The 13,390-nt window shown below is 40.1% G+C and carries 18 protein-coding genes; 1 reads left to right on the forward strand and 17 read right to left on the reverse strand.

Translation table 11 applies throughout. The annotated features are described in order from the left end of the window. Positions 1-22 precede the first annotated feature (22 nt). The 15 genes from HUS61_RS06590 to HUS61_RS06660 form a co-directional block, all read right to left on the reverse strand. On the reverse strand, positions 23-298 hold the full coding sequence (locus tag HUS61_RS06590; protein ID WP_004586404.1) for an HU family DNA-binding protein: 276 nt from the start codon (positions 296-298) through the stop codon (positions 23-25). 204 nt (positions 299-502) lie between these two features. Continuing rightward, complete coding sequence (locus HUS61_RS06595; protein ID WP_054562353.1) at positions 503-1,036, reverse strand: DUF3833 domain-containing protein; 534 nt, start codon at positions 1,034-1,036, stop codon at positions 503-505. After that, complete coding sequence (locus HUS61_RS06600; protein ID WP_175080135.1) at positions 1,029-1,526, reverse strand: chalcone isomerase family protein; 498 nt, start codon at positions 1,524-1,526, stop codon at positions 1,029-1,031. The genes HUS61_RS06595 and HUS61_RS06600 overlap by 8 nt, the downstream gene beginning before the upstream one ends. A 58-nt stretch (positions 1,527-1,584) precedes the next feature. Next, positions 1,585-2,076, reverse strand: coding sequence for a DUF2878 family protein (locus HUS61_RS06605; protein ID WP_175081578.1), 492 nt, complete (start codon positions 2,074-2,076; stop codon positions 1,585-1,587). Further along, positions 2,054-3,316: a cyclopropane-fatty-acyl-phospholipid synthase family protein gene (locus tag HUS61_RS06610; RefSeq protein ID WP_175081579.1), complete on the reverse strand. Its 1,263-nt coding sequence runs from the start codon at positions 3,314-3,316 to the stop codon at positions 2,054-2,056. The genes HUS61_RS06605 and HUS61_RS06610 overlap by 23 nt, the downstream gene beginning before the upstream one ends. 4 nt (positions 3,317-3,320) lie before the next feature. Continuing rightward, entirely contained in the window at positions 3,321-4,070 is a 750-nt protein-coding gene (locus tag HUS61_RS06615) for a DUF1365 domain-containing protein (protein WP_175081580.1), read from the reverse strand. After that, a complete protein-coding gene (locus tag HUS61_RS06620) occupies positions 4,063-5,319 on the reverse strand; it encodes an NAD(P)/FAD-dependent oxidoreductase (protein ID WP_175081581.1) in 1,257 nt (418 codons plus the stop codon). The genes HUS61_RS06615 and HUS61_RS06620 overlap by 8 nt, the downstream gene beginning before the upstream one ends. After that, entirely contained in the window at positions 5,316-6,026 is a 711-nt protein-coding gene (locus HUS61_RS06625; RefSeq protein ID WP_054562359.1) for an SDR family NAD(P)-dependent oxidoreductase, read from the reverse strand. The genes HUS61_RS06620 and HUS61_RS06625 overlap by 4 nt, the downstream gene beginning before the upstream one ends. Then, the gene (locus tag HUS61_RS06630) at positions 6,026-6,472 is read right to left on the reverse strand and encodes a nuclear transport factor 2 family protein (protein WP_175080141.1); all 447 of its coding nucleotides are present in this window, start codon (positions 6,470-6,472) and stop codon (positions 6,026-6,028) included. Before HUS61_RS06630 ends, HUS61_RS06625 begins: the two co-directional genes overlap by 1 nt. A gap of 1 nt (position 6,473) precedes the next feature. Then, a complete protein-coding gene (gene phrB, locus HUS61_RS06635) occupies positions 6,474-7,865 on the reverse strand; it encodes a deoxyribodipyrimidine photo-lyase (RefSeq protein ID WP_175081582.1) in 1,392 nt (463 codons plus the stop codon). Continuing rightward, positions 7,865-8,818 carry a DUF523 and DUF1722 domain-containing protein gene (locus HUS61_RS06640; RefSeq protein ID WP_054551988.1) on the reverse strand — a complete coding sequence of 318 codons (954 nt, stop codon included), beginning with the start codon at positions 8,816-8,818 and terminating at the stop codon, positions 7,865-7,867. The genes phrB and HUS61_RS06640 overlap by 1 nt, the downstream gene beginning before the upstream one ends. 10 nt (positions 8,819-8,828) lie before the next feature. Further along, positions 8,829-9,479, reverse strand: coding sequence for a ChrR family anti-sigma-E factor (locus tag HUS61_RS06645; protein WP_175081583.1), 651 nt, complete (start codon positions 9,477-9,479; stop codon positions 8,829-8,831). After that, a complete protein-coding gene (locus HUS61_RS06650) occupies positions 9,472-10,095 on the reverse strand; it encodes a sigma-70 family RNA polymerase sigma factor (protein ID WP_175081584.1) in 624 nt (207 codons plus the stop codon). Before HUS61_RS06650 ends, HUS61_RS06645 begins: the two co-directional genes overlap by 8 nt. 62 nt (positions 10,096-10,157) lie before the next feature. Continuing rightward, on the reverse strand, positions 10,158-10,736 hold the full coding sequence (locus HUS61_RS06655; RefSeq protein WP_175081585.1) for an LON peptidase substrate-binding domain-containing protein: 579 nt from the start codon (positions 10,734-10,736) through the stop codon (positions 10,158-10,160). A 220-nt stretch (positions 10,737-10,956) separates the two neighbouring features. Further along, a complete protein-coding gene (locus tag HUS61_RS06660) occupies positions 10,957-11,235 on the reverse strand; it encodes a hypothetical protein (RefSeq protein WP_054562366.1) in 279 nt (92 codons plus the stop codon). 258 nt (positions 11,236-11,493) lie between these two features. Between HUS61_RS06660 and HUS61_RS06665 the strand changes: the two genes are divergently transcribed. Next, complete coding sequence (locus tag HUS61_RS06665) at positions 11,494-12,123, forward strand: hemolysin III family protein (RefSeq protein ID WP_175081586.1); 630 nt, start codon at positions 11,494-11,496, stop codon at positions 12,121-12,123. Here HUS61_RS06665 and HUS61_RS06670 read toward each other — a convergent pair. After that, complete coding sequence (locus tag HUS61_RS06670; protein WP_054562368.1) at positions 12,120-12,428, reverse strand: MGMT family protein; 309 nt, start codon at positions 12,426-12,428, stop codon at positions 12,120-12,122. The two genes, HUS61_RS06665 and HUS61_RS06670, sit on opposite strands and share 4 nt — an antisense overlap. Next, positions 12,412-13,323 (reverse strand): LysR family transcriptional regulator, encoded by a 912-nt coding sequence (locus HUS61_RS06675; RefSeq protein ID WP_054562369.1) that lies wholly within the window; start codon positions 13,321-13,323, stop codon positions 12,412-12,414. Before HUS61_RS06675 ends, HUS61_RS06670 begins: the two co-directional genes overlap by 17 nt. Between the last annotated feature and the right edge of the window lie 67 nt (positions 13,324-13,390).

The raw sequence follows: 13,390 nt of genomic DNA on the forward strand, positions 1-13,390 counted from the left end.
CAATAATTAGTAAGTTACCCTATTAAGGATTTACTTGGTCTTTAAGACCTTTACCCGCTTTAAAGCTTGGGATAGTTGCTGCTGCGATTTGGATTTCTGCACCAGTTTGTGGGTTACGGCCAGTACGCGCTGCGCGCTCTTTTACTGAGAAAGTACCGAAACCAACTAATGCTACTGAGTTACCTTCTTTAAGAGAGCTAGTAACTGCGCCAGTGAATGCATCTAGTGCACGAGTTGCTGCCGCTTTTGAGATTTCTGCATCAGTAGCAATTTTTTCAACTAATTGAGCTTTATTCATTGTTAGATTCCTATTCGTTATTATTTTGCCTTCGCAAAACCTATCTTTATGCATTTTTGAGAAGTTAGCAACAGCAAATTGCTATTTTTACGTAATTTATTCAAAAATGACTACTATTTAACTATCAATCACAAGGTTAGTGACATCAGTATTAATAAAGACTTAATTTAACTTCCATCACAAAATTTTATGATAGCCAAACCATCATTCAATTTTCTCGATAACCAAGGTAACTTCCCCGACCTCAAAGCCAAACTTATCAATAGCGGTACGGTTTATCAAGCGTGATTGTGTTACCAAGTACATCCAATCATCGAAATTTACCACTAAAGTACTACCATCATATGGAAGCTCGACAGAATATGTCCAATGGAACACGCTTCCATTGCTCTCACCCTTTGCTTCGCCAATCACATCTGATGCTGTCCCTGTGATACTGCCATCATCATTAATGGTAATGTACCAAACACGCGTTTGCGTTTCGCCATCATCATAAACAAATTGCTCGTCAATCACTCCCTGATTGCCGTTCCAAGATGCTTGCATGTCAACTACCAGCTTACGAGTTAACTCGCCCTTGTGGTCTTGCACAACGCCGTAGGCTTTGAGCTCACCACTAAAAAACTGCTTAAAGTCAAACTTAGGCTCTGTTCCTTGATAATAATCAACATCTGGCGCAGAGCAGCTGGTAATTAACAGTACCATAGCAAAAATAAAGAGTGCTTTGAGCTTAATCATGTTTCCCTCCAATAAGCTGTTTACGAAGTGATGGTTCAGACGTGTCGGCGCTTAGCCAAATTGCTAAGAAGTTGTCAGCGAATCTATTATCATCGATCTGACCTAGTTTTTTATCATTAAAGTAGAAAGTGCCGATCCCTTGCTCGTTGGTTTGAAACGACAAGGAATCGTTTTTTTTGATATCAGGCCAAAGGGCTAATAGTTGGTTATCGTAAGTACCTACCATGTCATTGAGCTTTAAATGTTGCCATTGCTCGTTGGTTGCTTTGACGATGTCTTTAGCATCGAAATCCCGCAAATAAGTAAGTGTAAGTTTGCTGGGGTGTTGGCCAAACTGATACGAACCCGATGGGGTCTCTAATTTAGCGTTATAAACATCCCAAAACAGATACTCCATTTTCGCTTGGCCCACCGTTTTAAAGCCATTTGCATACACGCCCGCAGAGAACAATAACGCAGCAAATAAACTTAAATTAAGTGATTGTTTCATCAAATAACCCTTAAAGTTGTGTTATAAAACACTACGGTGAACCACTTAAAACTGATCATTAAGCCGCTAAAAATCGCTTATTTATAGCGATTATAGCCATAAACATACTTGCCCAACCTAAGCCATAAACAAGCCAAAATTGCCAAAGAACAAGCTCAGTATTAAGTACTTCAAAGCGCATTCCAGCGTAGTAACTAGCAGGAGCAAATAACACACAAACACCCCATGCAATATACCAAGGCAGCTTTTGTAGGAATTGCATCGAAGTATTAATGGTTAAAAGCAGTGCAGCCCAAAGTACAGCAAGCCATAAAGGAAAAGGGCTTACTTTAAAGGCAAGTAAATTTAAGCTGCTGGCAAGCCATTCATAGCCCAGTGCGAGAGGCAAGCCACATAAGAGTAGCCAACTATCTTGCTTGCGTTGCTTTGATAGATAAATCATCAAAGCGACAACAGCTAAAGCGGGTATCAGAGAGTTATGCTCAAGGAATAAGGCCATAAACCAGACTCCTTGAAACAAAGCAAAATTAATAATCGAGCGCGATATCATCGCCAGAATGGCCAAAACGAGGTTTACGGGCAACTAAATGCACTGTACTGATAGCACGGGTTCTAAACGCACCTTCACAGTAAGCTAAATAAAATAACCACAAACGATAGAATCGCTGGTCAAATTTGACTTTATCTATTTCAGGCCAGCTAGCGACAAAGCGCTCGCGCCAATCAGCCAGTGTTCTAGCATAGTGAACACCAATATCTTTTACACTATGCACAACCATGTCTGTTTGCTGCTTTATTTGCTTATTCATTTCGTCTAAACAAGGCAAACAACCACCTGGGAAGATGTATTGCTGAATGAAATCGGAATTTTTAAGGTAATGGCTGTAACGCTGATCAGCTATGGTGATTGCTTGAATAAGCATTGCACCACTGTCTTTTAGTAAAGACTGACATTTTGCAAAAAAGCCAGGCAAATACTCATGCCCAACAGCTTCAATCATTTCGATTGATACAAGCTTATCGTACTTGCCTTCTAAAAGACGATAATCCTGCTTTAATAACGTGATTTTATGCTCAAGGTTAAGCTCTTTGACCTTTTTTTCAACATAAGCATGTTGCTCGTCAGAAATGGTGGTCGTCGTTACATGGCAATCAAAATGCGTTGCGGCATAAATCGCAAAGGCGCCCCACCCTGTGCCTATCTCAATCACCGAATCACCTGGTTGTAAATCAACCTGCTCACAAATCAATGCTAGTTTGTGCTCTTGGGCCTGTTCAAGGCTAGCTTGTTTTGACGGGTAAACAGCGCATGAATACAACATTTCGTCACTTAAAAATGCACTGTATAAATCGTTGCCTAAATCATAGTGCGCCGCAATGTTCTTTTTTGAACCGCTTGCTGAGTTTTTATTTTTAATGTGATTAACTCGGTGCGCAATGCCGCTTAAGAAGGCGAATTTTTTCTCGAATGCATCTAGCTGTTCTTGATTAAGGGCAAATATTTCAATAAGTTTAGTGAGGTTGTCACAATCCCAATAGCCGAGAATATACGCCTCGCCGGCACCCACACTGCCAGACAAAGCAAATGACTTATACATAGCAGCATCATTTACCGTGACCGTTGCGTGTAAATCACTTGTAATGTCACCGAATTGCTCTTTTTGATTACCCTCTTTTAGGGTAATGCAACCGACATTGATACTATTGAATGCACCTATTACCAGTTTTTTATAAAGCTTTGTCATCCAGCCGGTCGTTTGGGCTTGCGTTAAATTTGATACTTTTTCCATCACATCACCTAGTTGAATTCTCTTGTTTGCCCGAGTGGCCAATAAATGGCACACGTTTGCAAAACAACTTCAAAGCATGAAGGTAAATACCTTTAAAAATACTTAACGTCATAGCCGGAAACTGTTTAAGCACGGCACTAACCTGCTCTTTCGTGAGAGGGTGCTTTTGCAAACGCAGGGTTGCATCAAACAAAAGAGTGTCGTCTTTTTTATTTTCAATATGAATCATGGTGTTATCAGAATTCATTCTAATATGCCAATGATAGTTCATATCTAAGTTCATGAAAGGTGATACGGAGAAAACCTTTTTAAAGTTCACTTTTTTTTCAAGGGGTACGACATAATAATGACGCTCATTCCAAGGCGTATTGCTCACTTCAGCAAGCATATGAGTGAACTCGCCATTACCAGTTTGAAAGAAGAAAAAGTTAACCGGGCTAAAATAAATTCCTAAGCAGCGCACCTGTCCGAGCATAAAAACATGGGCAAATTCATCGTCAATGCCAAGCTCTTTAATTTTATTAAGTGCACGCTGCTTGAGTGGCAGCTGCATATCGGTTTGATAATTAAAATAGTCGCTCTGATTAAATTTGAGCGCCTTAAAGCCACTTAAGCCAAGCCAAGGATGAACTCCATTAAGCTCGTCAGGCTTAGCTAAATCAACCCACATCATATAAAGCGGGTACTTAAAGTGATGCTCTTTGACGGCAAAGCGCCTGTGGCGAACATCACCTACATATATGGCGCTATTCAAACTCGACTCCGAGTTGCTTTGCCACATTTACGGCACTTCTTACACCGTCTTCGTGGAAGCCGTTGTACCAGTACGCACCGCAAAAATAGCTATTATTTTTACCGTCAATTAGAGACTTTTGCTGCTGTGCGGCAATCGACTGTTTATTAAATACCGGATGATGATAAGTAAACTCACGCAGAATTCTGTCTTTTTTAATGCCTTCAAGGTGATTAAGCGTGACACAAAATTGCGTGTCGCTCTTAATGCCTTGCAAAATATTCATCTGATAAGTCACAACAGCAGCTTTGTCTGTGTTGTTATTTAACAGATAATTCCAGCTCGCCCATGCGGCTTTGCGTTTTGGTAGCAGTGTAGTATCAGTGTGTAGTACCACTGAGTTAGCCGTATAAGGTATCGCTGATAGAACACTTTTTTCGTCTTCAGTCGGATCTAATAACAGTTTTAATGCTTGATCTGAGTGGCAAGCAAACACAACTTTATCGAATGATTCACTGTGGCCATCATCAAAATGAACATGCACATTATCATCTTTTCGAGATACCGAGCTGATATTACTATTTAAACGAATTTTATCAGCAAAACCTTGGATCATAGGTTTAATGTATTCGCGAGAGCCACCCGGAATAACATACCACTGCGGGCGATTAGTGATATCCAACAAACCGTGGTTATAAAAGAACTTAACAAAAAACTCTACGCCAACCTGCGCCATTTCTTTAATGCTTGTTGACCAAATAGCAGCGCCCATCGGCAAGATATAATGAAAACGGAAGAACTCGTTAAAATCATGCTCGTCTAAAAACTCACCTAGGGTTTGATTTTCCTTGTAATTTTGTTCAGCATGCAATGATTTACATACATCATTAAAGCGAACAATGTCTTTTAAAAGTTTCCAGAATTTAGGGCGAAAGATATTGCGCTTTTGTGCGAACAAACTCCAAAAAGTATGGCCGTTATATTCAAAGCCGGTTTGTTCGTTATGCACACTAAAGCTCATTTGGGTTTTCTGACGCTCAACGCCCAAGCGCTTAAGTAGCTTTTCAAAATATGGGTAAGTTCGGTCGTTAAAGACAATAAAGCCTGTATCAACAGCGTACTCAACGCCATAAACTTTTACGTCTATGGTTGCAGTATGGCCACCTATGTAGTCGTTTTTCTCAAATACGGTTACATCGTAGTGCTTATGCAATAGGTGCGCACAGCTTAAACCCGCTATGCCAGATCCAATAACAGCCACTTTTTTCAACGTGATAATCCTTTTGCAAGCTTCAGCCAAAGTGGCGTAGGAAGCATTCTTAAAAATTTTAAAATGAAGGTAAAACGGTGCGGAAAGTGCACTTCTTTGCGCCTTTTCGCGACCCCTTTATAAATATAATTTGCCGCTTTTTCTGCACTCACAGCCATAGGCATTGGAAAGTCATTTTTGTCTGTAAGCGGCGTTTTAACAAAACCTGGGTGAACTAAAGTGACATCGATATCTTTTAAATCAACCGCTAAGCTATTAGCTAAATAACTTACACCGGCTTTAGACGCACCATATGCTTGGCTGCGTGGTAAGGGTAAATAAGTCACACTAGAGCTTACGATCACCAGCTGACCACCGGGCTTTATTTTTGGTAATAACGCCTCCAGGCAATAGCCCATACTGAGCAAGTTGGTCGTGATCACCCGCTCAAACAAACTGCTGTCAAAATTGCGAGCATCATCAATGTATTCACAATTGCCAGCATTTAGAATAACCCGGTCAAATTGTGTATAAGCCACTGTGCTCGAACGAATATCTTGAAGGTCGGTTGCGTCAAACTGGCAAGACTCTATATTTTGATGCTGGCTCAATTTAGCAAGCTTTTCTGTATTTCTACCGCATGCAATGACCTGTTCATTATTGTCTGCATAAAGCTTTGCTAATGACTCGCCAATACCTGAGGTAGCACCTGTAATTAATGTCGTCATTATGCACTCGCTCTTTTATCGATGTATTTCACAGCCGAGCCAAGCACTGGAATATGCCTGTAGAGCATAGCACCTACGTCAAAATAATCGCGATGATTGATTATCTTATCGCCAGCAAATTTTAAACGGCTATGACCCGCAACCGAGATTGCTTGGCCTTTATTGAGCTTTGGATGGCGATAATGCATGGTCCAATAAATAAACGCGATGTCGTCTTTGCTCTGAATATTTTCAGTCACATAGCTGTCTTCGATAGCAAATTCACAAGAAAGCACATTGGCATAGAGGTTTTTAAAATAGTCACGCAGCTCCCCAAGACCATTTACCGCATGCAAGGGATCTGCAAACTGAATATCTGGGTGATAAATTTCATCCAGTAACTGTAAATTGTCTTTATTGAGTGATTGATAAACACTAATAAACCTATCAAGGATCGCCTTGTCCATGTCACACCTTAAATGCGTTTAGCGCTCGCTCTCGCGCGGCTTTATGATCAACAATTGCTGGCCAATAACTGCTCGACTTACCCTGTTTCGCTAAATAGTCATGCGGAAAATGGATTTGCTTAGCAGGAATTTTTTCCAGCTCTGGTAAATATTTACGGATAAATTCACCATCTGGATCAAATCGCTCGCTTTGGGTGATAGGATTAAAAATTCGAAAATACGGCTGAGCATCACACCCCGTACTTGCAGCCCATTGCCAGCCACTGTTGTTAGAGGCAAGGTCGCCGTCTATAAGATGCTGCATAAAAAAGCGCTCGCCTTTACGCCAATCAATTAATAAGTGCTTGGTTAAAAAGCTCGCGACTACCATGCGTAAACGGTTATGCATCCAGCCAGTTTGCAGTAGTTGCCTCATTGCAGCATCAACTAATGGATAGCCTGTTTTACCTTCGCACCATGCTTTAAAGTCGCTGTCATCATCACGCCACTTCACGGCGTTGTATTTCTCATTAAAGTTATCGTATTTATTTAGGTTTGGATAAATCGCGATAAGATGGCGGTAAAATTCACGCCAAATCAGTTCGTTAACCCAACAAAATAAGTTACTTTTACTACTGCGTAGTACATCAGGGTGGCGCTGTTGGATCAGTGCCAATAATTGATGAACGCTAATAATGCCAAGTGCTAAGTAAGGGCTTAAACCTGAGGTGCCTTTAATGCTTGGGATATCTCGTTGGTCTTGATATGTTGCGAGTTTTTCTTCAATAAAGCGCGCGCAAACGTGGCTGAGCGTTTCATCATCTACAGGCCACTTTTCTGAGCTTCCGTCTGAGGCTAATAACTCACTTGGCTGCCACTCAATGGGTTCGAACATCTTAGGCGGCTCAGCAAAATAAAAGTGGGTGTCTTGATAAACTTTTAGCCATGCATTTTTAAATGGCGTGAATACTTTAAACATTTCGCCGCTTTGATTTTTGATGCTTCCCGGTGGCGCAATTACATCGCCATCGTATGCGTAAAAAGCAATCCCTTTACTATCAGCGTGCTGTAAAAAGGCTTTATCTCGGTTTACTTCATTAAGCTCATATTCGTTGTTAGCGTATACATTTTTTACTTGATGTTGCTCGCAAAATGACGCTATTTTTTCAACACAACCTGCGTAATCAGCTGCATCAATAATATGTAATTCAATACCTTTGCTAGCTAAAAGCTCACCTAAAAAGTGAAGCCTACGCTTTAGTAAATCTAGCTGAATAGCAGCCACATCATGCTTTTGCCATTGCTTTTCAGTAATAAAAAACACTGCATTTCGGCAGCCATTTTCGATTGCCTGATACAAAGCGTCGTTATTAAAAAGGCGCAGATCGCGCCTAAACCAAAATAATGTATTCATTAAATTCCGTAGCGTAGTTTTAATTCGTTCGGATAGGGGTCAAGATACACTTGCTTAGCAAGATACTCGTTTGGGTGCACTTTTAAATGATGCTTAATTAACGTAAGAGGTACGTAAAGTGGCACTAACCCTTGGCGATATTCATCGATGGCATCACGTAGTTCTTGCTTTTCAATCTTAGAAAGTGATTTCTTAAAGTAACCTTGCAAGTGCATTAATGTATTAGCGTTATTTTTACGTGAAGCTGGTTTTTTAAGGGCTGTCATTAACCCTAAAATATATTCATCAGCCAAAGTTTGGATATCTTCGCCATCAAAAGTGCCAAGTAGGTTTCCTAAGCTACGGTAAGCTTCGTAGTTATGTGCCATCAATAAGTACTTATATTGGGCATGAAACTGAGTCAATCTATGTACTGTGAGTGGTTGCTCGCTTAGTGTTTGCCAGTGCTTGTAGGTATAAACACGCATTACAAAGTTTTCGCGAAGATGCATATCATTTAAACGACCGTTTTCTTCGCATGGTAACAATGGGTTATGTGCCATTATTTGCTCTGCAAAAAAACCCACCCCTTCTGAAGTATTGCCTGTACCCGCTTCGTTGTAGATTTTAATACGTTCCATACCGCAACTAGGACTTTTAGCGCAAAACACAAAGCCGCTTAATTCTGCAGTTTGTTCTGTCGCAACACGCTTACCGTATTCTGTTAATTTAGGGCCAACATCGCCTGTGCCATCTGGGCGGCACACTTTAATAGTATCGCCAACACGCACTTGACGAATAGTTGGTCGAGGGATTGGTAGCCCTACCGCTACTTCAGGACAAAACTTTTTATATTCAACATGGTTAGCCAACTCATCCATGCAAAAATTAGATTTTTTGTGCCCGCTATCAAAGCGAACCTTGTCGCCTGCTAAGCAGGCGCTTAAACCAATTTTAATTGTCGATTGCTGCATATAAACTCTACTAATAGATAAGATTTCCAATTGGGTTCAGTAATTTACTAATACCTTTATTGAAGTGTAGGGCACTACTAACAACTGTAAAGCACAAGCACCCTTCAATCGTTTTTGGTGTGTGATTGTGACGACCATCTAACATCATAAAGTCACCTGGTACATAGTGTCCGTCTTCATCACTAAACTCCCCATCTAATAATAAAGTGAGCTCAAATCCAGTATGTGTGTGCTCAGGTATTTCACCACCCGCATCAATATGAAGCAGGCTTGCTCGTAATGGGCCATCCTCTAAATCAATACGAGAGCGGGCAAGTTTACCTATTTGCATAAAGTTACTGTGGCCAATACGCGTAAGTGCTCTAGGCAAAGTGTAGGTTTTATCTTTAACATCAACCAACACCTGTTCTTGCTCGTAAACTTCATCAATTGATTCATCAGCGGTGATGGCATCAAAAAGAGTTTTATCGAACACATCATCCAGGTCGCTAGCTGATTCAGTAAATACATTGTCAGCGTTTTTTGCTTCAAGCGCAGCGAGTTCTTTTTGACACACAGGGCACATTTCAACATGAATAGCGACTGCAACACTCAAAGTGGCAGGTAGATTACCTTCACTGAACTTGGCAAGTAATTCGTTGCTAGGATGGTGCTTAATCATGGTGATCTCCCATTTCATTGCGTAACTTCTGCAAGGCTAAGCGAAGACGAGATTTCACTGTGCCTACGGGAATATTTAAATGCTCAGCAAGCTGTTCTTGCGACATATCTTGAAAGTACACCCCGCGGACAACTTCACGTTGCGCAAGCGGTAATTTATCAAGGTATTGTTTAATCTGTTTATCTTCTAAGTGGTCACTAAATTCGTGCTGGCCCGGCTCGGCTTCATCAATCAATGGCCAGATATCTTCACTAATACACTCTTCTTTACTGCTCTTCATTTTTCTTAGCATATCGAAAGAGGCATTACGCATTACTGTGTATACCCACGTTGTCGCTGCACCTTTTTCTTTATGGTAAAGGTGTGCTTTACGCCAAACTGAGGTTAGTGTTTCTTGAACTAATTCCATCGCTTGTGCTTCAGAACCGAACTGCTTTATTCCAAAACGTTTAATTTTTGGTGAGAAATATTGGAAAAGTATTGCAAACGCACGTTTATCACGGTGCTCAGCAACAGCAAATAAAGCATCAGCAAGCTCTTTGCTTGGAGTATCTGGCATGGCAGAGTATTGACCTGTGTTAGGTTTACAACCTGTTTGAAGATGTTGACTTACCATCTTTATGTCATCCAATTATTGTCGTTAGAAGTAATACGGCAAAAAGTTGATGTTAGATCACATTAATCAGTAAATTCGTTGTTGATTAGAGTATGGAGGAAACTTAGCAAGTTTTCAAAGTTAGATTTATAAGCAAGTTGTTGTTTTTTAACTAACGATATAGGCAAAATTTCAAGCCAGCGGGCAACAACCCAAGCAAGGTTATCGAATTGTGGGTCTTTATATAGGCCTGCTAAATCCGGCTGATTTGCAAATACAGCACGAAGTGTGTCACTCAATAAAGTGTTTTCGTCATTAATTGGCGTGCTTACGTACCATGAAGGTGACGTAATTATTTCGATGTCAGCATGTCGAAGTTGCTGCTTATCCTGAAAAGCGTTATGCATAGACACTGCATGCTCAGCATAAACATCAATTAATAATTGACCATTATCATCTTGATTGAAGTCGGTTATTTGCACTAAACAACCAATTTCGGGCAAGTTAAGATCTGTATCGTGTTGGTAAGTGCACAGCACAAAACCAGTATTATCTTGTACAGCTTCTTTGACCATCGTTAAGTAACGCTGCTCAAAAATTCTTAGCTTGGTGAAACCTTCAGGTAAAATAAAAACCGGTAAAGGAAAAATCGCACGCTTCATAAAGTCTACTATTCTAAAACCACATGCCTTTAATTACGTGCGCTTTTAATCCGCCGATCAATATTTCATGAAATCTTAATATCTACTTTGTACTCTAGAAGTTGAACCATTGCGCAACGTTACGAAATAATTCGATTGATGCATATGCACTGAGTAAACTCAAAACCGGTGCAACCATAAGTAAAAATAAGCTGATTTCACTACTCATTGTCTTGTTTCCTTACTGCTTGTTTGTTGCTTTAGGAGCTTGAGCAACTTTTAACTCTTCTTCTTTCGAAGCAATTGCATCTTCACTCATGTAAGTATCTAGTAACTTTTGAGCATCAAACTCAATGCTGTTCATTACGCTTTCCTTCAGCTCGTTACTCGCTTGTTGAACATAGCTTTTAACAGATTGTGTAATTGTGTTGCTGATATCTAATTCAAAGTCAGTAGCACTTGCTTGAGTTGACCCTAATACAAGTAACGCAGCAGTAGTTAATTTAAGTGAGTTATTCATAGTGGTATTCCTTGTCTCTTTAAGTAATTAGTCGTAATTACTTAATCAAAGGTTGTGCCACCCTGAAAATAAATTTTAACTCATTGATTTTTAATATTTTAATTATTAATTGGTTTTTTAACCTTATTCAGGGTTGGTTAATAAAACCAATAGGTTTAAATGTTTTGACCAACATTTAGTGAAAAAATAAGCATTGTCAATTTCAGCGCACACTTGTACACTGAAACTGTTTTATTCACTCATTTTTAGTAGATAGATATGACAGAGCAACTCCCTTATTCACGCCAAGAAGAACAACTTAACGTGCTTACTCACGGCATGGGAGTCCTGTTTGCGGTATATGTACTCTGGGACTTAATTTCACAATCTAAAGCTGTGTCAGCTACGGTAAGTGCCATCGTGTATGGCTCAAGCCTACTGGTATTATTTTTAGCCTCGACCTTATATCACGCCAGTACCAGAGAGCGTATACGAGCCATTTATAAAAAATGTGACCACTGTGCGATTTACTTGCTTATTGCAGGTACCTATACGCCTTATTTGGTTATTTCGTTATCTGGGGCTTGGGCAATCGCTGCTTTGGTGTTTATTTGGACTTTAGCGCTTGGTGGCGTTGCATATAAATTACTGGTCAAAAACACGAATAAAAAAGTCTCGCTCGCTACCTATTTATTAATGGGCTGGTTTGCATTAGCACTTGTTTATCCACTTTATTTGAACCTTGATTTAAGCGCTTTATGGTGGCTGCTAGCTGGCGGGATTGCCTACAGTTTAGGCACTGTGTTTTACAGCGCTAAAACCCGCCATTACAGCCATGCAATTTGGCATGTATTTGTGCTAGTTGGCTGTGTTTGTCACTACTTATCAATTAGTTTGTATGTGTATTAGTCCCATTGATGCAGGCGCATATTAATTTTAGCCTTATTAAAAGTAACACCTTCACTGAGTAGTTTTTGTCGTTGCTCAAGGTGTTTATTGCTACCTTCTGGAAACGATATTTTACCTTGGCTATTAACCACCCGATGCCATGGAATGCTTGAGCCCTCGGGCATCACTTTTAATAACCGCCCCACTAGTCTTGAATTATTAGGGTATCCCGCAAGCTTTGCTACTTGCCCATAACTGGCAACTTTCCCCTCTGGAATGGCACAAATAATGGTATAAATTAAATCTTCTTTAGTTGCCTGCTGCACGACTCGACTCCAAATACTGTTTACTGACCTCGCTAAAATCCTGCCAAATAGCTCTTGCAACAGGGCCATGATGAACTGAGTGCTGTCTAAATACACGAATTTCTGCGCCAAACTGGTGTTCACGATCGATAATTTTAATTTGTTGTAATAAACCAGCATCGATTTCCGCTTGGCAATGTTGCAAACTGATCATTGCCCAGCCCGCACCAGAGAGCAAAAACGACTTAACACTGGTTATATCGTCAATTTTCATTAATGCGGAGCCTAGCGTATAAGAAAGCCTATCACTGTCAAAACTCAAGTCACTTTCAAACATGGCTAAACACGGGTAATTTTGAATATCTGCAAAACTGATTTCACTTGGCACTACATCAGGCGCGCTAACTATACCTATATCAAATTTACCAATCGGTAAACTTTCGAGATCCCCTGTTGCATGAAACAAATCAAACCAAGGGCCAATTCCCAAATCAGCCTGATGACTATTAACCTGCTCTAGAGATACAAAGCGCTTACCTGAAGAAATACTAAACTCAGTACTAGCAAAACGTTTGAAGGTTTGGCTGATCACTTGGTTATAACTGTTTTGATGGCAAAGTTGCTCGTAACAAATTTTATAATTGGCTTCATTACCTAGTGCCAGCTCTTTAGCAAGTGAGCTTAACTCACTGTTTGCATTAAGTAATTGCTTGGCCTCACGATAAAAAATACGGCCCTTCTCAGTTAAATGTAACCTGTATTGGCTTCGGTCTAGTAGCTCAAACCCTAGCTCTGATTCTAGCTTCTTAATAGCTAACGTGAGCGCTGGTTGAGTCTTATGCAATTTAAGTGCAGCTTGGCTCAAACTAGTGCTTTGCACAATAGCATCTAGAATGATTAATTGATTTAAATTCATTAATGGCAAACTATATAAATAAAATTTATGCTGTTTCTAAAATTTAATAATTTTTATTTTATATCTT

This window comes from Pseudoalteromonas sp. 0802 (assembly GCF_013350085.1).
Lineage (GTDB): Bacteria > Pseudomonadota > Gammaproteobacteria > Enterobacterales > Alteromonadaceae > Pseudoalteromonas.